Origin of the sequence: Thalassospira lohafexi, from assembly GCF_002844275.1 — a bacterium.
GTDB classification, from domain to species: domain Bacteria; phylum Pseudomonadota; class Alphaproteobacteria; order Rhodospirillales; family Thalassospiraceae; genus Thalassospira; species Thalassospira lohafexi.
The window spans coordinates 48,601-73,096 of sequence record NZ_NXGX01000012.1 but is presented as its reverse complement, the minus strand read 5'-3'; the positions used below and the strand labels follow the sequence as shown (position 1 = coordinate 73,096).

Here is a 24,496-nt window from a genome sequence, read left to right as displayed (position 1 = left end):
GCAAGGCTGACCGTCATGCAGAACTTATCCAGATTTTTCGTGGATCGCCCGATTTTTGCTGGCGTCCTGTCCGTTCTTATCCTTTTGGCTGGCCTGATTGCCATGTGGCGTTTGCCGATTTCCGAATACCCGGAAGTCGTGCCGCCAACCGTCGTGGTCCAGGCCAAATTTCCCGGTGCAAACCCCGCCGAGATTGCCGAAACTGTTGCCTCCCCGCTTGAAGAGCAAATCAACGGGGTTGAGGGGATGCTTTATATCAACTCGCTGGCGACAACCGATGGCAACCTGTCGCTGACCGTGACGTTTGAAATCGGAACCGACCCGGATCTGGCGCAGCAAAAAGTCCAGAACCGTGTATCGCAGGCCGAACCGCGTCTTCCCGATGTGGTGCGGCAGCTTGGCGTGACTGTATCAAAACAGTCACCCGACCTGACCATGGTCGTGCATTTGCGGTCGCCCAATGAACGCTATGACATGCTGTATTTGCGCAACTACGCGACGCTCAATGTGCGGGATCGTCTGGCACGTATTGGCGGCGTCGGGCAGGTAGGGCTGTTTGGGTCGGGCGATTACGCCATGCGTGTCTGGCTAAACCCCGACAAGGTTGCCGAACGTAACCTGACGGCGGGTGAGGTGGTTGCCGCCATCCAAAGCCAGAACGTTCAGGTTGCTGCGGGGATCATTGGCGGGGCGCCCTATGACACCGGCGTGCAGTTCCAATTGCCGATCAACATCAGTGGCCGTTTGGAAACACCCGAAGAGTTCGGAAGCATCATCATCAAACGCGGTGAAGATGGCACGATTACCCGTCTTGGCGATGTGGCGCGGATCGAGCTGGAGGCACAGCAATATGCGCTGCGCTCCCTGCTTGATAACAAGCCCGCCGTCGCCCTGCCGATTTTTGCATCGCCCGGCTCAAACGCGCTTGATATCTCAAGCAACGTTCGGGCCGCGATGGAGGAGCTCAAACAGAACTTCCCCGAGGACCTTGATTACAGCATCGTCTATGACCCGACCGTCTTTGTGCGCGGCTCGATCAAATCCGTGATCATGACCTTGCTTGAGGCCATCGCCCTTGTGGTTCTGGTGGTCACGATCTTCCTGCAAACATGGCGGGCGTCAATTATTCCGCTGCTGGCTGTGCCGGTTTCGATCATCGGGACCTTTGCGCTGATGCTGTTGATGGGCTTTTCGATCAATGTGCTGTCGCTGTTTGGTCTGATCCTTGCCATCGGGATCGTGGTCGATGATGCGATTGTCGTTGTCGAAAACGTTGAACGAAACATCGAACGCGGCTTGTCGCCGCGCGACGCGACGGTTGCGGCCATGCGCGAAGTCACCGGGCCGATCATTGCAACCTCGCTTGTGATTACCGGTGTGTTTGTGCCGATTGCCTTTATCAGTGGCCTGACCGGCCAGTTTTATCAGCAATTTGCCCTGACCATTGCGATTGCAACCATCATTTCGACGATCAATTCCCTTACCTTAAGCCCGGCTCTGTCGGCGATCTTGTTGCGCAGTCATGATGCGCCCAAGGATTGGCTGACACGCGGCATGGACTTTGTCTTTGGCTGGTTCTTCCGTGGGTTCAACCGGTTCTTTAACCGCAGCACCGATCTTTATGCCGGGGGGGTTAAGCGCCTTCTGGGTGTGAAATCGATTATGATGGTGCTGTATGTCGGCTTGCTGGCCCTGACCTATCAGGGGTTCCAGATATTGCCGAACGGCTTTGTCCCAATTCAGGATAAACAGTATCTCGTCAGTTTTGCCCAGCTCCCACAGGGTGCGACACTGGACCGGACCGAAGATGTCATTCGTGAAATGTCTGACATTGCGCTTAAGGAACCCGGTGTTGAAAGTGCCGTTTCTTTCCCGGGACTCTCGATCAACGGGTTTGTGAACAGTTCAAGTGCGGGCATTGTTTTTGTCACCCTGACTGACTTTGCCGAACGCAAAAGTGACGATCTGTCGGGCTTGGCGATTGCAGGCAAACTTCAACAGAAGTTTGGCGCGATTGATGAAGCCTTCGTTGCCATTTTCCCCGCACCACCAGTACAGGGTCTTGGCACGGTTGGCGGGTTTAAGCTGCAGGTGGAGGATCGCTCCGATCAGGGGTATCGCGCCCTTGATGATGCCATGAAGCAGGTTCTGGCCAAGGCATGGGCAGCACCTGAACTGACCGGTGTGTTCTCAAGCTACAACATCAACGTCCCGCAACTTCAGGCGTCTCTTGACCGTACAAAGGTGCAGCAACTTGGCATTCCGGTTGATGAAATCTTCCGGACCATGCAGGTCTATCTGGGCTCAATGTATGTCAATGACTTCAACACATTTGGCCGTACCTATCAGGTGATTGCACAGGCCGATAAGCCTTATCGATCCAGTCCCGAAGACATCCTGCGTCTGCAAACCCGTAATGCAGATGGCGATATGGTGCCGCTTGGCAGTGTTCTTTCCGTTACCGAAACGTTTGGGCCCGATACGGCCATGCGCTACAACGGGTTCCGGTCGGCGGATCTGAACGGCAATGCGGCACCGGGTTATTCCAGTGGTGAGGCAGAAGCCGCCATCATCAAGATACTCGATGAAACCTTGCCACCGGGCATGTCCTATGAGTGGACGGAGCTGACCTATCAGCAGATTCTGGCGGGCGATACAGCAATGTATATCTTCCCGATCTGTATCCTTCTGGTGTTCCTGGTTCTGGCCGCACAGTACGAAAGCCTGACCATGCCGCTGGCGGTCATCATGATCGTCCCGATGAGCATCCTTTCTGCTGTCTTTGGTGTCTATCTGTTTGGCGGGGATAACAACATCTTCACCCAGATCAGTCTGTTTGTTCTGGCCGGACTGGCATCAAAGAACGCGATCCTGATTGTCGAGTTCGCCCGCGAACTGGAACATCAGGGCCGCACAACACTTCAGGCCGCGATCGAGGCCAGCCGCCTGCGGTTGCGTCCGATCCTGATGACATCACTGGCCTTCATCATGGGCGTCGTGCCGCTGGTTCTGTCCAGCGGTGCCGGGGCCGAGATGCGCCACGCGATTGGTATTGCCGTTTTCTCGGGCATGCTGGGTGTGACGATATTTGGCCTGATCCTGACTCCGGTCTTTTATGTGCTCGTGCGCATGATTGGCCGGCGCGACGAAGTCCGTTCACTCGATGGGGCTGATTCCAATCAGTCTGCGGAGTAAACGGAATCGTTGCAGAAACAGCCGGGCCAACTTCCCCCCCCCGACCCCCGTAGGTCCGGCTGTTTCTTCCTTTTTCTGTCAGGCATTTCTGGCGTGCTCGCGCATCGCCAGAAATACCGTTGTATTAAGCTCTATCGGGCCTTTCCACGTGCCGGCTTCTTTTGGTGACGGCGCGTTCCAGTCAATTTCGGGATGTTGTGGAAAGTTTTCGAGCGATGGCCAGCGTTCTCCGCCAAACAGCTCTTCACGGTAGTCGCCAACCGTCCCCATTGTCCCTGCCGAACCTTCCCTGACTTCCAGGCGGTCGCCATATTTGTGTTTGAGCTCGAACTCGATGCGGTTTTCTACATATTTGGTCAGTTCATCGCCGCTCAGTCCGCGCTGTTCACCGTCACTTTTGGCGATGCCGTACTCAAAACCGTAACTCATATCGTTCGAAACGTTGGCGTTGTCGGTGCCAAAAACGGCGGTGAGTTCCCCATCCAGATAATAGGCACGGGTCACCTGTGCATCGCTGTTGTCATCAAGCCAGTTTGATAGGTTGCTTTCCGCAGTTTTTCGGATTTCCTTGAACTCTGCTTGGCGGGTGAGCATACGCTCTTTCCACTCTTCGGCTGTGTATTTGGTGGTGTACTCACCGGTTTGCCCGTCAATCGGCCGAGGGAGAAGCAGCATCTGCGCCCCAGCCAAAGAAAATTGTCCCTGAATATTGACCATTTCTGTGTCTCCTGCTGTCACATGTCTGAAAAAACAAGCAACATCAGTGCCACTCATACGTGTGCTCAGGGAATCCTTTGGTATCTGTGGTGTTTGTTCTGTGATGTCGGTCACGCGGGCAAATAAGGTCAAAACCGTTACGCTAAATCAGATGGTTAGTGGGAACAAACTGCCCACACCAAAGGGGCAATGGCCTCATACTATTGTCAAATGATCGGTTCGTAATTGCCGGGTGCTTGCCAACGCAAAAATACGTCTTATTTTTCGTACAGATTTTTCGCCAAAAGGGTATTCGAGCATGAATTACATCCGTACAGGTTTGTTACTCGCCGGTTTGACCGCGCTGTTTGGCGTGGTCGGCATGATGATTGGCGGGCAGCAGGGCATGATCATCGCCTTGCTTTTTGCCGGTGCGATGAACGTGTTTGCCTATTGGAACTCGGATGCGATGCTGCTTCGGATGCGAAGCGCCCGCCAGGTCGATGACCGCACGGCCCCGGAACTGGTCTCGATGGTGCGTGAATTGTCGCAGAATGCCGGTTTGCCGATGCCCAAGGTCTATGTGGTTGAAAATCCACAGCCCAATGCCTTTGCCACCGGGCGTAATCCGGAAAATGCGGCCGTGGCGGCAACCACCGGATTGCTCAAGCTTTTGGACCGCAATGAGATCGCCGGGGTCATGGCCCATGAACTGGCCCATGTTAAAAATCGCGATACCCTGACCATGACAATTACCGCGACCATTGCCGGTGCCATTTCTGCCTTGGCGAATTTTGCAATGTTTGCCGGTATCTTTGGCGGTCATCGGAACGACAACAACAATCCGCTTGGCGGCTTTGGCATGATTTTGGTCGCCATTCTGGCCCCGCTTGGTGCGATGTTGGTTCAGATGGCCATTTCACGTACCCGCGAATACCAAGCCGACAAAATGGGCGCGGAGATTTGCGGCCATCCGTTATGGCTGGCCAGTGCCTTGAACAAGCTTGATAAAGGCGTTCACACCATCCCCAATCAGGATGCAGAACGCAACCCGGCAACCGCGCACATGTATATCGCCAACCCACTATCGGGAAAGGGCATGGACAGTTTGTTTTCAACCCATCCCGATATGGCCAACCGCATTGCCCGTCTTAAAGCCATGACTGTTCCGGTGACAGATCAAACAGTTGATCAACCTGCTCATTCTGGGCCCTGGCAGACACAGTCTCGCAATCAGAATACCCGTCGGCAACGAAGACGCCCTTGGAACTGAAACATAAAATAATGCCGATTTATCAGACATTTGTCGGTATTGATTATGTTTTCGGGTGGCGAACTCCTATCCTTCAGTATCGTGAAAACCGGTATTGAGTGCATTGACCCCAGTTGACTCGCGGCAGACAATGGACCCGTAACTCTTTGTGGGGCTTTTGTTTTCCAATTCGCAATGCGTGATCACGGATAAGGGATGTAATGGCTGGTTTCTGGTCTGTCGTTGGTCTGGCGATCAAATCGCTGTTCGCAGGCCAAGACGCAAACGGGCATACTGGCGACGTTGTGACATCTGATTCTGATGTGACAACGTCAGAACCGGAACCGTCATACCGCTATGCCATTGCGCGCTTTTCCAGTGCCAACCCTGCCAATGCCAATCTTGCTAATGCAAGTGCTGCAGGGGGTGCAACACCGACCAGCCCGGAACAGCCTGATGCCATTGCCAATATTCTTTCGCGCAGTCTTGCATCGATTCCAGACAGTCAGGTCGTTCTGGTAAATCAGTTTTTTGCGCCGAACCCCGATGTTGCGGATCCCTTTCAGGCCATACGTGAAACTAAGCTTGGCGCGTTGAACGTTGCCCATCAGCGTGATGCGCAAGCAATGTTCTGGGGAAGGCAAAACGATGCCACCGGTCAGCTTGAAGTTCACCTGATCAGCGATGAACTGGCATCGTCGCTTTATGGCCTGATCATGCCGCTGACCCATTGTTTCAAGCTGCCTGAACATCACGATACGACAGAAGCCTTGCGTATCTTACTTTCCGCGGAACTTGTTCATCAGGCGCGCGGCGGTGAAATGCGGTCCCAGCAGATGGCGCGCCTGACCTCGCACCTTGAAGATCTTCTGGAACGCATTCAGAAGGGCGATACGTTTGATGCGGCGGGTCCCGGCGTGGCAACGGCCTATGCCTTTGCGGCCTATGTTCTGGCTGAAACCGGTGATCGCAAGTATTGCGCGACGGCGATGCGCGTGATTGAGCCCCAAATCCGTCAAATTCTTAAGGCCGCCGGGGATCAACCTGTCGAGAAGGCTGTCGAGAAGGCTGCGGCGCCATCGGGGCTGCTGGGCGAAAAGCTGCACCATAAGGAAGTCGTCGTCAAAGAAACCAGCACCGAGGAACTCATTGCCGGGATCAGCGATTTTGACAAGGTCGATTGTCAGAAAACAGCCATTCTTGCGCTCTATGGCGGGTTGGTGAATTGGTCGTTGGTCAGCAACATGCAGGCAAGTACGGGAACCTTGGCCATCGCACTCTGGAAGTTCCTTGTCCGGCGCTTTGAATTGACCGGCGGATCGGCCGCCGATTGTGCGACGGCGATTTGCCGGGTCGGCGAAGCATTAGTTGCCCATGCCAAAGAAACCGAAAACGCCAAACTCGCTGATAGTGGTGTCGTGCAGTTTCGCCGGGCAATTGGCATGATCAGCAACCGGTCGCATGCGGCACTTTATGCGATTGCGGCCTATGGTCTGGCGGAGTCCATCGTCGCATCGGCCCTGATCAATGATGTCCATATTCCCGATGAACAGGTCATTCCTGTGTATCAGGCATCGCTCAAGGTCTGTGCCCGGCGGGATCAGCCCTATATCTGGGGGCGGACAATGTTTGCACTGGCCTCGGTTCAACTGATGAATGGCAGCCAGGGCAAAGATGCAAAGATGACGGGGCTGGCGCGTGTCAGCTTCTCGCAAGCGTACGAAGCTTTTACCGATGCCGGGGCCAAGGGGGCTGCGCGCGCCGCATCGGGTGGCTATACCCGGGCGGAAAACATGCTGTCCCAGTTGTCCCATCGCAAGGCCGTGATGGATGCGACCGGGGGTGAGAACAATCAGGAATCCTCCGGGTCCTGATCAATCATTGGCTTGATCTTGGGCATCGTGTTTTTGCGATGTCGTGACGGTTTTCCTTTGGGCAAGTTTCATGCAGACAAAAGAAAACCCCGCAGCCGAAGCTGCGGGGTTTCTGACTGCGAATGCGTGATGCATTCTACTCGCGGCTTGCGCCGAAGAAGTGCAGCAACATGATAAACAGGTTTACGAAATCAAGATAAAGCTGCAGGGCACCGAACAGGGCTTTTTTGCCCGAGGTCGCGGTATCATCCTGCTCGTGATAGCTTTCCTTGATACGCTGGGTGTCATAGGCGGTAAGACCGGTAAAGATCAGAACACCGGCTGCCGAGATGATGAACTGCAGCATGCCGCTGCCAAGGAAGATGTTCACCACGCTGGCAATGATGATGCCGATCAGGCCCATGAACAGGAAGCTGCCCCAGCCCGACAGATCTTTCTTGGTGGTATAGCCATAAAGGCTCATCGCACCAAAAGTACCTGCGGTGATGAAGAAGGTCCGGGCAATCGATTCACCGGTATAAACCAGGAAGATCGATGACAGCGACAGACCCATCAGGGCGGCATAAATCCAGAATGTCGCCTGTGCAGCGCCAAAGCTCATTTTGTGAATGCGCGCGCTCAGGAAGAACACCAGCCCAATCGGGGCCAGCATGACAATCCACTGCAGTCCTGAACCGAAAATAGCCTGCATCAGGGTTGGGCTGGTGGACACTGCCATCGCGACCACACCGGTCAGTGCCAGTGCGGATGCCATGTAGTTATAAACACTTAGCATATAGGCGCGGAGACCTGCATCGATCTCGGCCGCCGACCGGCCAACCGAGACGTCATAGCCGCGTTGACGCGTTTCAAAAGCCATTGAAATCCCTCTTTGATCCAATTGTGAGCAGAATACTGATAGTATCCTGCAATGATCAAAATATGGCAGAATTTCCACGAAAAGCAACGGTTTGCCCGATTGATGCCCCTTGCGGGAATATATGTTGTGATCTTGTTCACTTCGCGCTTGGACGCGACAATCGCTCAAAAAAGCGCTAATATGCTTGAATGCAGGGGGTAATCGCGCCGTGACAGCAAGATACAAAGGCTCAACCTGCCATGTCCGGGCCAAGTTTGATCAAAAACGTTAAGCGACTTCAAAACCTTATCGCCGAACGCCTGTCTTGGCGTTTATCGGGATTAAGCATGGCTGCGCTTGCGGGTTTGGTGTTGTTGTGCAGTGTCTTGCCAAATGGCGCTCAGGCCCAGAATGCCAAACTGACGGCGAACCCGGATTCGGGCGCCATTCCGGTTTTTACCGACAAATATCCTCAATCCGAATTTTGTGCCGATCCCGATCAGGCCGCACCTTGTTCTGTTGCGCCGGTCGATGTGCCTGAATTTGACGCCAGTTTCATTTACCGGTTTTTGGCCTATGAAGCCCAACGACCCTTTGACCGGTTTTCCTGGCAGTCCTTTGTTGCGGTAACCTCGTCTGATCCAACTGGGAACGGTCTTGCGCGGTGGGAAACATATCCCACCAGACGCGATCTGTTTTCCGAGGTTGCCATGCCAAACCCGGCCTGCCGGGATGGTCTGCCCGACGGGGCCCTGCTGTTGGCAAGTCATGTGCAATCAAGCGGTGACATTCTGGTCGATCAGGCCGGGAATTTCATTTTGTATGAAACCCGCATCAACCCGGTTGCGGCCAATTACATTCGCCAAAACGGACTGGACCACGAATCCGGACGTCTGGAGTTTGCCAATGCCGGGCAACCGGTTGATTTCCCCATGGGGCATGGTCCCAACACCCGCGTTTCAAATACCGGCAGTTTTGCCAAAGGCGTGATCAAGACGGCTTCGGCGTCTGACTCTGCTGATGCTGTGGTTGCCGATGCGGCTGTTGATGCGCGCAAAAACAGTGTCATGGGCGCACAGCTTTTGAAATTTGCCTGGCGTATTTTGCCCGATGGACTGTCAGGAGATCGCTATTTCACCCGTGCGGCACGCATTGCCTTGGATGGGGATGTTACTCTTGATGGTAAGCCCGCCTGCCTTGATGTGACGGTCGGGCTTGTCGGAATGCATCTGGTTGAACGTGTGACCAGTGGCAACGGGGATCGCTGGATCTGGTCGAGTTTCGAACATGTTGGCACGGTGCCGCTGGCGGCCAACGCGCGACGCCCCAATAGCATCATCACCGATACACCGTTTGCCGATGGCTGTCTGGCCCCCGATCCGGTCGGGCTCCAAACCCCGACCGACGGGTTCCTTTTTTACGGGGGCCGAACCGGGGCAGGGGGGCAGGCCAATCAATCCATTCAAGCAGACCTTCGGTGGGATGATCATGCGCCATATGCCCGCACAGCATCGGGGGGTACTGTGGTGCCGCCCGATATTGTTCGATGCTGGCGATTGTTTTCCGGAACGGCCGAAGCCAACTTTGTCTGGCAAACCAAACTGGAAGGCACGGTTTGGGCAAATTACATGCTGCTGGGCACGCAATGGATCGGCAATCCGGGCGGGGCGCCGTTTGGTGTTGGCGAAGTGCCGCGTTTTCTAACCAACAGTGCCCTTGAAAGCTTTATCCAGCATCATAGTGATGCGACCTGCCTTGGCTGCCATGTCAACGCGGTAACAGACGCCGGGCAAACGGCCAACTTTACGTTTCTGCTCGATCCTGCACGCTGAGGGTGCTGAGCTGACCGTTGCTCAGACAGACCTTCCAATTTTCTCTGATTGGCACTAGCATGCTGCGAAAATCTGCCGCAGCCAAAAAACAAATAACAGTGGCAGATACAGGGAGGAAACATGCTGGTCTGTCGTGATGATTACGCGACGGTGCGCTCGGAGTTCGTCTGGGATGTGCCGACTTATTTCAATATTGGTGTCGATGTCTGTGACAAATGGGCCGACGATCCGGATCGGCTGGCACTGATGTATCGCAGGCGGGACGGGTCCCGCCGTGATTACAGTTTTGCCCAGATCAAACGACTTTCAAACCGCTTTGCCAATGTCATGCGCCGCCATGGTATTCGCCGGGGTGACCGGGTCGGGATTTTACTACCGCAAAGTCCCGAAACTGCTATTGCCCATGTTGCGACCTATAAAATGGGTGGTATTGCTGTGCCGCTGTTTACCCTTTTTGGTGTTGATGCGCTGGAATACCGGTTGGGCAACTGTGCGGCCAAGGCACTTGTCACCGACCGCGAAGGGGCTGCAAAAATTGCGGAAATTCGCGATCTTTTGCCCGCCTTGGAATATGTCTATGTGATTGATGGTGCGCCAGATAACTGTTTTGATTTCAAGGCCCTGTCGGCGGAGGCCAGTGATCAGTTCGAACCGGTTAAAACCCGTGCCGATGAACCAGCCCTGATCATTTATACATCAGGAACCACCGGCCAGCCCAAAGGGGCCCTTCATGCGCACCGGGTATTGCTGGGCCATTTGCCCGGTGTCGAAATGTCACATGATTTCTTTCCCAAGGACAATGACGTCATGTGGACGCCCGCCGACTGGGCATGGATCGGTGGGTTGCTTGATGTGCTTTTGCCATCGTGGCATCACGGGGTGCCAGTCGTCGCCCACCGGTTTGAAAAATTCACCCCGGAGGCTGCCTTTGAATTGATTGCGCAGTTCGGCGTGCGCAATACCTTCCTGCCACCAACCGCGTTAAAGATGATGCGGGCGGCGGGTGATGATGTGGCGCAAAAATTCAACTGTAATTTACGCTCTATCGCAAGTGGTGGTGAAACACTTGGGTCAGAACTTCTTGATTGGGGGCATCGGGTTTTCGGTGTCACGATCAACGAGTTTTATGGTCAGACCGAATGCAACATGGTGGTCAGTTCCTGCCAGTCGATCATGGATCCCAAGCCCGGTGTCATGGGCCGTCCGGTGCCGGGGCATGATGTTGCGGTGATTGATCTGGATGGCAATGTGCTGGGGGCGGGTGAGATGGGCCGGATTGCTGTGCGTGCGCCCGATCCGGTGATGTTTCTGGAATATTGGCGCAACCCGGACGCCACACAGGAAAAATACATCGGTGAATGGTTGCTGACCGGCGATATGGGCTGTGTCGATGAAGACGGCTATATCCGCTTTGTCGGGCGCGACGATGACGTCATTAGTTCAGCGGGCTATCGCATTGGCCCGGGCGAGATCGAAGATTGCCTGATTGCCCATCCGGCGGTGCGCATGGCCGGTGTGATTGGCAAACCCGATCCCCAGCGCGGGCAAATCGTAAAGGCCTTTGTCATTCTTGCCGATGGCTTTGCCCAAAGTGCCGAGCTTGAAGACGACATCAAGCAGTTTGTTAAAACCCGGCTGGCCGCCCACGAATACCCGCGCGAGATTGCCTTTCTTGATGAACTGCCGATGACCACAACCGGTAAGGTTGTACGTCGGGCCCTGCGCGATTTGGCGTAACGCGCATTGTCCTAAACCAAAAGGGGCCGGTCAGTGATGTGACCGGCCCCTTTTTATGTGGTTGGAAGGTTTGCTGTGCGTGCTGTGTTACTCGTTACGCAGCAACGGTGCCGCTGGGCTGCGCAATGCCTGCCACGTGCCGACAAAACCGGCTGACAGGGTGGCAAACAGCCCGATGGCAATCGGACCCAGTATCGTCGCGGGTAGAAGCGTCCAGGACGCCCCCATCACCAGCACAAGCACCGACCATGCGGCGATGGACCCGACCAGTGCGGCCAGAACCCCGGTCGCCAGCCCAAGAATGCCGTATTCCAGCGCATAGGCATAAAGGATGTTGGCCCGTGTCGCGCCCAGCGTTTTAAGCACCACGGCATCATAGATGCGTTTGCGCCGACCTGCGGCAACCGCCCCGGCCAGCACCAGCACACCGGCAACAATCGCGATCATGCTCGTCGCATTAAGCGCAGTACCAATCCCGGCCAGAATGGCGTTGGCGGCTTCAAGGGCCTCGCGCACCCGGATGGCCGATACATTCGGGAAGTCGATCCCGATCATGCGATCGACCGGTTCTTCCATCTCGCGCGGCATATGGGCGGTGGCAATCAGGCTATAGGGGGCCTTGTCGATCAGGCCCGGTGAAAACACCATGGCGAAATTCATCCGCAGGCTTTGCCATTCTATTTCGCGCCAATTGGCGATCTCGGCGGTGATGTCACGCCCGAGGATATTAATGGTCAATGTGTCGCCGGGCTGAAGGTCAAAGGCATTGCCGATGTCCGCACTGATCGATACCAGCGGTTTGGAGGCATCATTATAATCTGACGGCCACCAATCGCCGCGTACCAGTTTGGTTTCGGGCGGCGGTACGGCGGCAAAGGTCAACCCACGATCACCGCGCAGGAACCAGCGATCATCGCCCGGTCCGACATCTTCGGATTTAACGCCATCAACCGCCGTCACACGCCCGCGCAACATCGGTGTTTGTTCGACATCCGAAACATTATCCTTTGCCAGAAGCTGGGTGCGGAACGCGTCGATCTGGTCAGGTTGAATATCAAGGAAGAAAAACGCCGGGGCAGATTCCGGCAGGTTTTCATTAATCTCGTTATCAAGGTTGCCCTCGATCCCCGAAATGGTCACCAGAAGCGTCAGCCCAAGTCCAAGCGACAGGGCGACCGGAACTGTGCTAGCGCCTGGTCGATGCAGGTTGGTCAGGGCAAGCCTTGAAAAGGCATTGCGTCCGGTGGTGAACCGTTTCGATAAGGATACAATTGCCCGCCCGGCGTAAGTGAAAATCACAATCGCTGCTGCCGACCCGCCGATAAAGCCAAGGGCGATGGTCTTATCGGTCGCGGTCATTACGGTCAAAATCAGCAACAGCACAAGTGGCGCGCCGATATAGGGCAAGTCGCGTTTGCGCACCGGGCTGCCACCCAGCAATCCGGCACTGGCCCGGAACAAACGTGCGGCGGGAATTTCACGCGCCCGTAATAACGACGGCAGGGCAAAGACCAATGTGGTCAAAATGCCAAAGCTGGTCGCAATAAGCAGCGACGGCAAGGCCGGGCCCAATGTGACGTCAATCGGCAACCGCCCGGCCAGAAGCGGGGCGACAATCGCCGGGGTCACTGCCCCGATCAAAAGACCAATCGCAATGCCAATGATCGCCAGCACAAGGATCTGCAGGAAGTAAATCCGCAACACCAGCCCATGCGATGCACCCACCGATTTCAGGGTGGCGATCACGGATGTTTTGCTTTCGATATGGCTGCGCACCGCATTGGCCACCCCAATGCCGCCAACCAGAAGGGCGGACAATCCAACAAGGGTCAGAAACAGGGTCAACCGTTCGATAAAGCGGCGCAGTCCCGGATTGGCGTTGGCGGTATCGCGCACACGCCACCCGGCATCTTCAAACTGTTCATCAAGCCGTTCACGAAACGCGGTGGGCGTTTCATTGTTATTCAAATCCAAAGCGTAATAATAGCGGATCAGGCTTCCGGGTTGTACCAGCCCAGTCTGCATCAGGGCATCCTTGGACACCATTAAACGTGGCCCAAAGTTGAAAAAGCCAACCGCCTTGTCGGGTTCGGTGGTGATGACGCCGCGAATTTGCACGTCGATATCACCGAGTTTCACCGTATCGCCAACCTTGATCTTAAGGCGTTCCAGCAATCCGGCCTCGGTCACAGCCCCCCAAATACCGTCTTTTTGATCAAGACTTCCGGCAAAGGGAATGTCATCTGCCAGTTCCATCTCGCCAAACAGCGGATAGGCATCATCAACGGCTTTAAGCTCAACCAAACGGCGTTGATCGGGGCCATAGGCAGTGGTCCGCATGGTCGCAAGTTGCCCGACCCGTTCGGTATTATCGCTAAGCCATTCAAGCTGTTGGGGTGTGGCATCCGTGTGGGTCAGGCGTAACTCAACATCGCCACCCAAAAGCTTCCGCCCGTCACGCTCAAGTGCCGATAGAACGGATTCCGAAACGTTTCCCACGGCCGCAATCGCGCCGACACCCAATGCAAGACAGGCCAGGAAAATCCAAAAGCCGGACAAGCCGCCGCGCAATTCCCGGCGACAGACTTGCCACGCGATGGACCACAGGCGGTCAGCACCCTTGCGACCATCCGATGCGTTTGTCGTGCGGCTCATGAGTGCTCTTCCTGCTGCGTAACGATTTCACCATCGCGCAGCATGATGGTGCGGTCGCACCGGTCCGCCAAGTTGGGATCATGGGTAATCAAAAGCAGCGTTGATCCTTTGCGCTTGGCCAGATCAAACAGCAATTCAATAATCGTTTCGCCGGTCGCCCCATCAAGGTTCCCGGTCGGCTCATCAGCCAGCAACAGCTCGGGATCGGTGGCAAGTGCGCGGGCCAGCGCAACACGTTGTTGTTCGCCGCCCGAAAGCTGACCGGGGTAATGGCCAATCCGATGGCCCAGCCCGACGGCTTTAAGTTCCTGTTCTGCCTTTTCAAAGGCATCCTTGCGCCCGGCGAATTCCATCGGAAGTGCAACGTTTTCAAGTGCGCTCATCGTCGGGATCAGGTGGAAGTCCTGAAACACGATGCCAACATGATGGCGGCGATACAGCGCCAACCCGTCTTCATCAAGGGTGCGCAAATCATTGCCACACACCGTCACAACCCCTTCTTGGGCTTGTTCCAGCCCGGCAATCACCATCAAAAGCGACGTTTTGCCCGATCCGGATGGCCCGACCAGACTGACGCGTTCGCCCGCCTCGATTGAAATGTCGATCCCTTTCAGGATTTCAACAATGCCCGCCGGGCCAGCCAGACGCAGTTTGAGGTTCTGCACATCAACGGTTTTGCTACGTTCCTGTTGTGATGCGACGGTGTTTTCATCCGGGATCGAGGCAGTTTCAGTAACACTCATCTGGGGTCCTATCGGGCTTAATCCATTGCAAGAATAAGAATGCGGGCTAAATACTCATACGGAAACGCAGGGTTTCGGTTCAACCATATCAGGTTTGAAATGCGCCGTTCGCAGGTAACCGTATGGTAACCGTTTCACAAATTAACAGGCATATAAGATGGGATGTGTAATGAATTTTGGCTTCGGGCAAGGGTGCGGTGTAATCAAGTTCACTGCAAATCCGCTATGGCGTGCCGCGCGGTTTGTCTCGCGCAGCAGTGTAATCCTGTTTGGGGTTGCGGCCATTTTCCTGTCTGCACCGGCCAATGCCAATGCTCGTGAAAACAAGCCGCAAACCCTTGTGTTGTTTGGCGATAGCTTGATGGCGGGCTATGGACTTTCGCAAGAAAACGGCTTCGCCCCCAAGCTTGAAGCCGCCTTGAAGGATGCCGGGCATTCAATCAATGTCGTCAACAGTTCCGTTTCCGGCGATACCACAGCAGCAGGCTTGGCGCGGCTTGACTGGGCCTTGGTTGATAAACCCGATGCGGTGTTGCTTGAACTTGGTGCCAATGATGCATTGCGCGGCATGGAACCAGCCCAGACCCGCGATAATCTGGCTCAGATCATCGAAAAGTTGCGCGCAATGGACATTGATGTTTTGCTGGCCGGGATGATGGCACCGCCCAATATGGGCAGGCAATATGGCGATGAATTCAACAGCATCTATCCCGATCTCGCAAGCGAGTATCAGGTTGATTTATATCCATTTTTCCTTGATGGCGTCGCGGCTGACCCGGCCCTTAATCAGGATGATGGCATGCATCCCAATGCACAGGGTATCGATGAAATCGTCGGGCGTATCCTGCCAGATGTTGTTTCTATCCTCACCTCGGGGTCTTAACCGGGGCGGGCATTCCCCGGTTTTGCCCACGGCATCTCTACGACGAGACGTTTTATGATTTTGCCAAACAGGCCGCATCGATCTGATGTGGCCTGTTTTCAGTTAAGCCGGAAAGACCAAAAATCGCATGTATTACAGTCGGTTGCGAAGCTTCCAGTTTTGGTTCTTTGACAAAAAAGCGCGAAAAAAGCCACTAAAATCTGTCTGAGTCAACAATTAAAACTGCATATGTAGATAGAATTCGTACGCTTATCGAAATGATTGCCGCTGTCTTGGCAGTGTATCGCGTAAGAATACCAAAAATCACCATTAATCTATTATATATCAGATAGTTATATCGTATTCAAAGTTGCTTATTTTAACCGCAAAAGCATCAAAAATCCGCCTGAAATCGCTCTGAACAGTGGGGTGAGTGTAAAATTAACACTCCATTTACTTTCGGTTATGTTCCGAATGTTTGATGGTGTAACTGCATATGTAGTTTTCAGGTTGACGAGATGGAAACAACAACGCCATTTTTACTTCAAAAGGTCGATTTGGCCCCTGCGCAGGAGCCAAAATCAAACGTAATGATTCATAATAATAGTTCTTATGATTCAACGCTTTAGAGTGGTCTGGCAAGTTATCCACTGCAAAGGCCTGTGGATAAGTTTGTTGACTATCTTTTCATCAGACAAATAAACCAAACGTGTCGGGAATCGTTAATATCCTTGGTATATCAGGCGTTTGAGTTCTATCAGGCAGTCCCGAGTCGCGGTTTGACGACCGAATAGGGCCTGTGGATGAATCGGAAGCGATTCAAATTTTGACTGCAAATGCAGTTGCCCAGCCCGGAATCCGTCGATAGACTTTATCCGTTCACTGTCCGGCGCGTGCCGTCAAAACACTGATATAGTATTATAAATCAAATGCTTGTGGGGAATATTCGTGACCACACCGGGCGTCAAACAATCCTATACCATTCCCTGTTCGTCGGTTTTCCGTGATGCGGTGCAGGCCTTGGCCGAACGGCGCGGGGTGAATGCCGCCGATCTTGCGCGCTCCGTGATGCTGATCGTACCGGAAAAGGCGATTGATGAGTATGAGGATCCGGGTGATCCGCCCAAGTCGGACCGCGAAACCATCGTTTTGAAATCCGGCCCGGCCGAAGGGCGTCCGTGGCGCAGAAAGCCGCGCCTGCAATTGCGCCTGCCGCCGGGGTTTTCCATCATCATGGTGCGTAAGGCATTGAAAATGGCCCTGGATTTTGACACGGGCGATGTCAAAATGCGGGTTGAAAAATCCGATATCCTGGCGGCCGAAAGTGCCGCACTGGCCGAAGCCCGCGCACTGAAAAAGCGTCAGGCAGAACCCCCGGTCGAACTTTTGCAATCGCGCGAAGAACTCGAACGTTTGCGTCAGATTGTTGATAATCTGGCGTTTGATCCGCTTGATCGCGGTGTGACCACCTTCAACGAGGCCCTGCATGTCATGGGGTTTGCGCCAAGTGCACGGCCGGATTTACGCGAAATTCGCACCAAATATCGCGTGCTTGCTGCCATCCATCATCCCGACAGCAATTACGGATCGCACCAACGCATGACGCAACTTAATGCGGCAATGGATCTGCTGCGACGCCATATAACCTAGGCTCAGGTAACCTAGGCTTACGCGGGTTTTTTGACGGCGTATCTTGAGAACACCTGATCGCAATGCTTAGATATGAATAAGGCCCCAGAAGGGTCCAACATGGAACATCGGGAGAATGCATGACGGGGGAATTTTGCGCGGCACATGCCAGTGGTGAAAACTGGGCAGCAGTGGCCTCCGAACTGGCCGATCAACTTCAGTCAACACCCCTGCCAGAACAGGCCTTGGCGTTTTTGTATGTCACCGAGGCGCTTTCCGATGATCTGGGCAGCATCCTGACCTTCCTGCGGTCCCGTCTTTCGATCGAACACTGGACGGGGACGGCGGGCATTGGTGTTTGTGGATCGGGTCGGGCCTATTTCGGTGTTCCGGCGGCATCGGTGCTGATTGCCCCGTTTGCCAGTGAGGATTTTCATGTTTTCGAACCGCTGAAAACCGATGCCGATGTGGATGCGCCGGAATTGCAACAGGCCATCGACCGCCTGCAACCGATCTTTGGGTTGGTCCATGGTGATCCGGGCGCACCCCAGTCATTATCCACGCTTGGCGAACTGGCGCGGGTTGGCTCGACCTATTTGGTGGGTGGCATCGCATCGGGCGAACGCGGCGCGCCACAGATTGCTGATCGTGTGGTGGACGGCGGATTATCGGGTGTTTTGTTTGATGCCAAAACCGCCGTTCAGGTCGGCATCACGCAGGCCTGCACCCCTGTCGGCCCAGTGCATCGCGTGACCGAAGGACGCGAAGGCATCGTTTCCACGCTTGATGATCGCCCCGCCCTTGAAGTGCTTAAAGAAGAACTCAATTCCGACGGCAGCGAGAATTCCATCGCATCGGGCCGTTACCACGTCGCCCTGATGATCCCGGGCTCGGACACCGGCGACTTTGTTGTGCGCAATCTGCTCGGTGTTGATCCACATAATCACATGATCGCCATCAGCGGTGATGTGCAGGCGGGTGATGCAGTTCGCTTTGTCCGGCGTGACGGGGCGGCGGCCGAAGAAGACCTGCGCCGTATGCTGAACGATGTGCAAAAACGCCTGCCGGGAAAACCACGTGGTGCGCTGTATTGCAGTTGTGTCGCCCGTGGGCCGCATTTGTTTGGCACCGAAAGCCGCGAAATGATGATCATTCGTGATGAGTTGGGTGATTTGCCGCTGACCGGGTTTTACGGCAATGGCGAGGTCTGTAATGACCGGTTTTATGGCTATACCGGGGTTTTAACGCTGTTTGTTTAAACACGCACCCGTTTGGAACGCTTTGCAACAGCGATATAAATTCAAGGCCGCCCGACATTTTTTGCTGTGAAAGGTTCCATCCCCGGCCTGACAGGATATATTCAATCCATTGAAAAATATGCGCACCCCACCCGGGGTGTAAAAGGGGATTGATACATGGAATACCGTCGATTGGGACGTACTGATATTGATGTCAGTGTTATTTGCCTGGGTACGATGACCTGGGGCCAACAGAATACGCAAGATGAAGCATTCGAACAGCTTGACTACGCGACCTCGAACGAAGTCAATTTCATTGATACCGCCGAAATGTATCCGGTTCCGGCAATGGAAGAAACCTTCACCAAAACCGAAACCATCATCGGCAACTGGCTGGAAAAACGCGGGCGTCGTGATGATCTTGTGATCGCAACCAAAATCGTCGGCCCTGCCGAACGTTTTGGCTATGTCCGCGGTGGGCCGCGTTTGACCCGCGATCAGATCAATGAAGCCATCGACGGATCGCTCAAACGTCTTAAAACCGATTACGTCGATCTGTATCAGCTCCATTGGCCGGACCGGAATTCCAACTTCTTTGGCAAACTGGGCTACGTCCATGACGCGGACGAGGATTTCACCCCGATCGAGGAAAGCCTCGAAGCCCTTGATGGTTTGGTCAAGGTCGGTAAAGTCCGTCACATCGGTCTGTCGAACGAAAACCCGTGGGGCTTGATGAAGTTCCTTGAACTGGCCGAGAAAAAGGGCTGGCCGCGCGTTGTCTCGGTTCAGAACCCCTATAGCCTTCTGACCCGTCAATACGAAGTCGGCATGGCCGAATGTTCGATCCGCGAAGATGCCGGTCTTCTGGCTTATTCGCCGCTCGGCGGTGGGGCTTTGTCGGGTAAATATCTCGGCGGGGCACGTCCAGAAGGCGCGCGTTCGTCGATCTGGCCGCAGTATTTTGCCCGGTATCTGACAGAAAACGGCATCAAATCGACCGAGGCCTATGTCAAACTTGCCAAGGACAATGGCCTTGATCCATCCCAGATGGCGCTGGCCTATGTCAATTCGCGCCCGTTCCTGACGTCAAACATCATTGGCGCGACCAGCATGGAACAGCTGAAACTCAATGTCGGATCGGCCAAAATCACCCTGTCCGAAGACGTTCTGTCCGAGATTGAAAACATCCATCAAACCTGGCCGTATCCGTGCCCGTAAGGCACAGATACGGCCAGGTAACGGGGAAGGCCGCCCGATTGTCGGGCGCCTGACCCCACCCAAATGTGAAGGAGACGGCGCATGGTAAAGCAGATTTTTGGTAAGGAAACCGATCTTGGTGCCTTTTCCGTGCGCCGTGTCCTGCCGCACCGCGACGTGCGGTCGGTCGGCCCGTTTGTGTTTTTTGATCATATGGGACCGGCTGATTTCCAACCCGGCGAGGGGATCGACGTTGCCCCGCATCCCCATATTGGTCTTGCCACGGTGACCTATATTTTCGAAGGTGCCATCCGCCACCACGACAGCCTTGGCAGCCTGCTTGAAATCAAGCCGGGCGATCTGAACTGGATGCATGCCGGGCGCGGGATCACCCATTCGGAACGTGAAACCGACGCGGTGCGCAACAGCGCACACAAGCTTGACGGGCTGCAATTATGGGTCGCCGTTCCTAAAGAAGACGAAGAATCTGATCCCGAGTTCTTCCATGTGGCAAAGGACGATTTGCCGATCATCGAAGATGCCGGGCTGCACATGCGCCTGATCGCGGGCGAGGCATTTGGCAAAACCGCCCCGGTGCCGGTCAAATCCAAACTGTTTTATCTTGATGTCCAAATGGACGAAGGCGCGCAGCTTTTGCTTCCCGGTGAAAATCAGGAAGCCGCCCTTTATGTTGTCTCGGGCACCTTGCGCATTGATGGCGTGGCCTATGCGCCGGAAAGCTTCATCTATGTCGCGCCCGAAGAAATCCCCGATATTGTCGCGCAAAGCGACTGCCGGGTGATGTTGCTGGGCGGCTTGTCGGTTGGCTATCGCCATCTGTGGTGGAACTTTGTCTCAAGCTCCAAGGAACGCATTGATCAGGCCAAAGCCGATTGGGCGGCGGGCAACTTCCCGCAGATCGACGGCGAGGATGACATCATTCCGCTTCCGGGCCGATCAACCGGTTGAATGCCGTTTGATCGCATCCCCCCATGTCGTTTTGAGTTTTGAATATGCGTTTGTTTGTTGGCGTCGAAATACCGGCTGATATCGCAGCCGATCTTTACCCGTTGGCGCGCGGGATTAAGGGGCTTGATGCGCAAACCCCGGAAAATATGCACATCACCCTTAAATTCATCGGCAATGTTGATCCCGGTCTGGCGGCCGAAATTGATCAGGCCTTGGCAAAAATTGCCTTTGAGCCGTTTGACCTTCGTGTGCAGGGCCTCAATGTTTTTGCATCAACCCAAAAGATCCGCATCTTTTGGGCCGGGGTCACCGAACAGCCGCTTATGCGCCAGTTGGCTGCGCGGGTAGAAAGCGCCTTGCGCGCCCTTGAAGACGGCCCGGATATGGACATGCGCAATTTCACCCCGCACATCACGCTCGGCCGGAACCGCAATGCCGCGCGTGCCACCATTGAGCAGGCGGTTGCCGATCATGGTGATGTCAGCTCGCGGACGTTTACCATTGATCGTTTCTGCCTGTATGAAAGCCATTCCACCGCCGATGGCCCGGAATTTCGGGTGGTCGCGGCCTATGACGGGACGGATGGGCCAAATGGCACTGGTGACACACAGAACTTCCGCGATGATGAGGCGTTTTTAGAACGCAAAATGTTAGGAGAAATCGAATGAAGCTCGGCTTTATTGGCACCGGCGTCATCAGTGATGCCATGATCCGGGGGCTTCTTTCGACCGACGATGCGGTTTCCGAAATCGTCGTTTCGCGCCGTGGGCGTGAATTCTCGCAAAAGCTGGCGACGGAATTTGATGCCGTTCGGATCGAAGACGACAATCAGGCGATCATGGATGTCGCCGATATCGTGTTTCTCGCCGTCCGCCCGCAAATCGCCGAGCAGGTCTTAAGCGGCCTGAAGGCTCCCGCCAACACCCAAATCGTCAGCCTGATCGCCACCATCCCGATTGCAAAGTTGCAAGGCTGGATTTCCGGCGGGGCCTCCTTTGACCGCGCCATTCCCTTGCCGTCGGTCGCCCATTGTAATTGTGTGACGGCGGTCTATCCCGGCGCACCTGATGTTATCGCCCTGTTTGAAAAACTCGGCGGGGCGGTTGCGGCCGATACCATTGATGCCTTTGACGGGTATGCGGCCGGCAGTGCTTTGATGGCGACCTATTTTGAAATTCTTGAAAGTTCGGCGCAATGGATGGTCGCACATGGATCGGATTATGCCGACGCCAGACGCTATCTCGCGGCCCTGTTTGCCGGGCTTTCTGACAACACAATCAAATCCCCCGATCAAAGCTTTGCCGCCTTGGTCGAAGGTCACTCGACACCGGGGGGCCTAAACGAACAGGTCGCGCAAACCTTTATGCGGCAAAAGGGCGGGGCGGCTATCCACAGTGCCCTTGATGACGTCTTTGCCCGGATCAAGGCTGCCTCAAGCGGCAGCTAAATCATCGCACCGAACCAGAACGGGTGGCCTGTATAAGGGCCGCCCGTTCTATTTTTTGTCTTTATATATCTTGGCGTGGTTCCGGGCCTATGCGGCCGCTGCGGCGTTCTGATAGCCAACTGTCAAACGGCGTTGCGGTTTGTCGCCTGCCTCTAAGATATCGACCATCGCCACCCCGAAATCGGCATAGGAAATCCGGGCCATCCCGTCATGATCGGGGATCAGCGTATCCGTACCGCGCACATACTGTCGGGTTTTATCCCCGGCAAACAGCATGGCGGGTGGGCGCAGGCAGGTCCATTGCACATCGTCATACTGGTCAAAAAGTGCATCTTGCGTGGCGCAGGCCTGGGCAATTGGCCGCACGGCATCGGGCAGGAAATCCGGTGCACTCAGAACCGTATGACCACTGTCATCCGCCAGTTTCAGGGTTGCCGCCCCACCAGTGATATAAATCGGGGTGCCGGTCTGACGTGCGGCGGTAAGCAAGCATTCGGTCATGGTGGCCAAAAGATGTTCCTGACCTGACACCGGGCGCACGGCGCTGATCGCGATATCATGATCGGCCATAATGCCCGCCACCAGATCGGGGCTTTCAAGAATATCGACCTGCCGTCGTGTAACTGTTTCTGGCAGTGACGCAAGACGGTCGGTGTTGCGCGCAATGGCTGTGACGAGATGCCCGCGCATGATTGCTTCGGTCACCACTTCGCGTCCGACATCACCGGTTGCACCAAAAACCACAATGTTCTTTGGCGCCGTGGTTTTGAAAGTGTGTTTTGTTTTGTCAGCGTGTTTCATTGGGGCGTTCCTTTAAGTGTGGTTCGGTATTGTCATGAATTTGCGGCCGGTTTGACCGGGGAGACGATGTTGGCCTTGATCGGTGCGGGGCGCGCGGCGCGTTGTCCGATCCAGATGCTGGCCAGAACAATCACCACACCGGCGATCTGGGTTGGGCTTAACTGCTCGCCAAGGATGATCCAGCCAAGCAACACCGCACTGGTCGGGCTGAGAAAGCCAAAGCTTGTCACCGTCGCCGGACCCAGTTTGGCAATCCCGCGAAACCACAGATAGTAGGTCAGTGCCGCCCCGATCAGGCCAAGCCACGCCAGCCCGGCAAGGTTTTGCAGTGTCGGGACCGGAAACGATGGCTCCAAAATCAGCGCAACCGGGATCAGAAGCACGCCGCCCGCCGTGAGCTGCCACGCGGTAAAGGTCAGTGGTGAAACGGGTGGTTGCCATTTGCGGGTTAACACCGTGCCTGCGGCCATTGAAAGGGCACCGATGGTGGCACTGGCAATGCCAACCGGATCAAGCGTTGCGCCGGGATCAAGGACCAGAAGTGCAACACCAAAGATCCCGGAAATTGCCGCGATGATCCCGGCCAACTTGATGGTGCTTCCCAAGGCAAAGCGCGCCAGAAACAGCACGAACAACGGCTGAACCGCGCCCAGTGTCGCCGCCACCCCGCCCGGCAGGCGGTAGGCTGCTAAAAACAGCATTGACCAGAAAATCGCAAAATTAAGCGCGCCAAGGATCAAAACCTTGCCCCACCACCCCGACTGCGGCAACTGGCGGACAACAAGCAACAGGATCAAACCCGCTGGCAAGGCACGCAGCAGCGACACGGTCAGCGGATAACCATGGGGCAAAAGCTCGGTGGCAACGATATAGCTGCTGCCCCAGATCGCCGGGGCAAGGGCGGTAAGCAATAAGTCGGTTGTTCGGTTCATCGGCTTTCTCCATTTATCTTGACGTCAAGGTATATCGATAAATCTTGACGTCAAGATAAATTTTTGCCATCACCATCGTCATGGACCAGGTAGATCGCATTTTGGCGCAGTGGCATCAGGAACGTCCCGATCTTGATGTGACGCCAATGGGAATGTTTGGCCGCTTCGGGCGGCTGCGTTCCGTATTAATGTCGGGATTGGATGATATCTTTCGTGCCCATGGATTGAGTGCGGCCAGCTTCGATGTGCTCGCCACCTTGCGCCGTTCCGGCCCGCCCTATGCGCTCAGCCCATCTGACTTGATCGCATGGACAATGGTAACATCGGGCACCATGACCAACCGGCTTGATAAGCTTGAACAGGCCGGATTGGTCTCACGCGAAAAGAACCCGGAAGACGGCCGTGGCTTTGTCATCGCGCTCACCCAAAAAGGCCGCGACCTGATTGACGCCGCCGTCACCGACCACGTCGCCAACCAGCACCGCCTTGCCGAAGGCCTGACGGGTGATGAGCAAGCCCAGCTTGATGGTTTGCTGCGTAAATGGTTGGCTGCTGTTGAGGGGCAAGCCAAATAGCGAGATACTTTTGCCCGGTGCAGC

General features: G+C 55.1%; 19 protein-coding genes. 13 read left to right on the top strand and 6 right to left on the bottom strand.

What is annotated here, in order from left to right; all coding sequences use genetic code 11:
* The first annotated feature begins 15 nt into the window (after nucleotides 1-15).
* Nucleotides 16-3,195: an efflux RND transporter permease subunit gene (locus COO92_RS20820; protein WP_022732699.1), complete on the top strand. Its 3,180-nt coding sequence runs from the start codon at nucleotides 16-18 to the stop codon at nucleotides 3,193-3,195.
* A 78-nt stretch (nucleotides 3,196-3,273) separates the two neighbouring features.
* On the opposite strand, the gene COO92_RS20815 is transcribed toward COO92_RS20820, so the two are convergent.
* Nucleotides 3,274-3,912: a hypothetical protein gene (locus COO92_RS20815; RefSeq protein WP_101304863.1), complete on the bottom strand. Its 639-nt coding sequence runs from the start codon at nucleotides 3,910-3,912 to the stop codon at nucleotides 3,274-3,276.
* 298 nt (nucleotides 3,913-4,210) lie between these two features.
* Here COO92_RS20815 and htpX point away from each other — a divergent pair, with 298 nt between their 5' ends.
* The gene (gene htpX, locus COO92_RS20810) at nucleotides 4,211-5,164 is read left to right on the top strand and encodes a zinc metalloprotease HtpX (protein WP_101304862.1); all 954 of its coding nucleotides are present in this window, start codon (nucleotides 4,211-4,213) and stop codon (nucleotides 5,162-5,164) included.
* A gap of 200 nt (nucleotides 5,165-5,364) precedes the next feature.
* On the top strand, nucleotides 5,365-7,017 hold the full coding sequence (locus tag COO92_RS20805; protein WP_101304861.1) for a hypothetical protein: 1,653 nt from the start codon (nucleotides 5,365-5,367) through the stop codon (nucleotides 7,015-7,017).
* A 136-nt stretch (nucleotides 7,018-7,153) separates the two neighbouring features.
* Here COO92_RS20805 and COO92_RS20800 read toward each other — a convergent pair whose 3' ends face one another.
* Nucleotides 7,154-7,876 carry a Bax inhibitor-1/YccA family protein gene (locus COO92_RS20800; protein ID WP_101304860.1) on the bottom strand — a complete coding sequence of 241 codons (723 nt, stop codon included), beginning with the start codon at nucleotides 7,874-7,876 and terminating at the stop codon, nucleotides 7,154-7,156.
* A gap of 326 nt (nucleotides 7,877-8,202) precedes the next feature.
* On the opposite strand from COO92_RS20800, the gene COO92_RS20795 reads away from it, so the two are divergent.
* Complete coding sequence (locus COO92_RS20795; RefSeq protein ID WP_133125102.1) at nucleotides 8,203-9,687, top strand: hypothetical protein; 1,485 nt, start codon at nucleotides 8,203-8,205, stop codon at nucleotides 9,685-9,687.
* Between the two features lie 120 nt (nucleotides 9,688-9,807).
* The gene (locus COO92_RS20790) at nucleotides 9,808-11,424 is read left to right on the top strand and encodes an acyl-CoA synthetase (RefSeq protein WP_101304858.1); all 1,617 of its coding nucleotides are present in this window, start codon (nucleotides 9,808-9,810) and stop codon (nucleotides 11,422-11,424) included.
* An 87-nt stretch (nucleotides 11,425-11,511) separates the two neighbouring features.
* On the opposite strand, the gene COO92_RS20785 is transcribed toward COO92_RS20790, so the two are convergent.
* Both COO92_RS20785 and COO92_RS20780 read right to left on the bottom strand, forming a co-directional pair.
* A complete protein-coding gene (locus tag COO92_RS20785) occupies nucleotides 11,512-14,079 on the bottom strand; it encodes an ABC transporter permease (RefSeq protein ID WP_101304857.1) in 2,568 nt (855 codons plus the stop codon).
* The gene (locus COO92_RS20780; protein ID WP_101304856.1) at nucleotides 14,076-14,822 is read right to left on the bottom strand and encodes an ABC transporter ATP-binding protein; all 747 of its coding nucleotides are present in this window, start codon (nucleotides 14,820-14,822) and stop codon (nucleotides 14,076-14,078) included. Before COO92_RS20780 ends, COO92_RS20785 begins: the two co-directional genes overlap by 4 nt.
* Before the next feature lie 169 nt (nucleotides 14,823-14,991).
* On the opposite strand from COO92_RS20780, the gene COO92_RS20775 reads away from it, so the two are divergent.
* The 7 genes from COO92_RS20775 (at nucleotide 14,992) to COO92_RS20745 (ending at nucleotide 22,164) form a co-directional block, all read left to right on the top strand.
* Nucleotides 14,992-15,705, top strand: a complete 714-nt coding sequence (locus COO92_RS20775; RefSeq protein WP_101304855.1) for an arylesterase — start codon at nucleotides 14,992-14,994, stop codon at nucleotides 15,703-15,705.
* Nucleotides 15,706-16,632: 927 nt separating this feature from the next.
* Nucleotides 16,633-17,334, top strand: a complete 702-nt coding sequence (locus tag COO92_RS20770; protein WP_101304854.1) for a J domain-containing protein — start codon at nucleotides 16,633-16,635, stop codon at nucleotides 17,332-17,334.
* A gap of 119 nt (nucleotides 17,335-17,453) precedes the next feature.
* Nucleotides 17,454-18,572, top strand: coding sequence for an FIST signal transduction protein (locus tag COO92_RS20765; protein WP_101304853.1), 1,119 nt, complete (start codon nucleotides 17,454-17,456; stop codon nucleotides 18,570-18,572).
* A 156-nt stretch (nucleotides 18,573-18,728) separates the two neighbouring features.
* The gene (locus COO92_RS20760) at nucleotides 18,729-19,769 is read left to right on the top strand and encodes an NADP(H)-dependent aldo-keto reductase (RefSeq protein WP_101304852.1); all 1,041 of its coding nucleotides are present in this window, start codon (nucleotides 18,729-18,731) and stop codon (nucleotides 19,767-19,769) included.
* An 81-nt stretch (nucleotides 19,770-19,850) separates the two neighbouring features.
* On the top strand, nucleotides 19,851-20,717 hold the full coding sequence (locus COO92_RS20755; RefSeq protein WP_101304851.1) for a pirin family protein: 867 nt from the start codon (nucleotides 19,851-19,853) through the stop codon (nucleotides 20,715-20,717).
* Between the two features lie 44 nt (nucleotides 20,718-20,761).
* On the top strand, nucleotides 20,762-21,385 hold the full coding sequence (thpR, locus tag COO92_RS20750) for an RNA 2',3'-cyclic phosphodiesterase (RefSeq protein ID WP_101304850.1): 624 nt from the start codon (nucleotides 20,762-20,764) through the stop codon (nucleotides 21,383-21,385).
* Nucleotides 21,382-22,164 carry a pyrroline-5-carboxylate reductase gene (locus COO92_RS20745; protein ID WP_101304849.1) on the top strand — a complete coding sequence of 261 codons (783 nt, stop codon included), beginning with the start codon at nucleotides 21,382-21,384 and terminating at the stop codon, nucleotides 22,162-22,164. Before thpR ends, COO92_RS20745 begins: the two co-directional genes overlap by 4 nt.
* 87 nt (nucleotides 22,165-22,251) lie before the next feature.
* Here the strand turns inward: COO92_RS20745 and COO92_RS20740 are convergent, their stop codons facing one another.
* Both COO92_RS20740 and COO92_RS20735 read right to left on the bottom strand, forming a co-directional pair.
* Nucleotides 22,252-22,965, bottom strand: coding sequence for an NAD(P)-dependent oxidoreductase (locus COO92_RS20740; RefSeq protein ID WP_101304848.1), 714 nt, complete (start codon nucleotides 22,963-22,965; stop codon nucleotides 22,252-22,254).
* A 32-nt stretch (nucleotides 22,966-22,997) separates the two neighbouring features.
* Nucleotides 22,998-23,897: an EamA family transporter gene (locus COO92_RS20735; RefSeq protein ID WP_101304847.1), complete on the bottom strand. Its 900-nt coding sequence runs from the start codon at nucleotides 23,895-23,897 to the stop codon at nucleotides 22,998-23,000.
* An 80-nt stretch (nucleotides 23,898-23,977) separates the two neighbouring features.
* On the opposite strand from COO92_RS20735, the gene COO92_RS20730 reads away from it, so the two are divergent.
* Entirely contained in the window at nucleotides 23,978-24,472 is a 495-nt protein-coding gene (locus COO92_RS20730) for a MarR family winged helix-turn-helix transcriptional regulator (protein ID WP_101304846.1), read from the top strand.
* The last annotated feature ends 24 nt before the right edge of the window (nucleotides 24,473-24,496 follow it).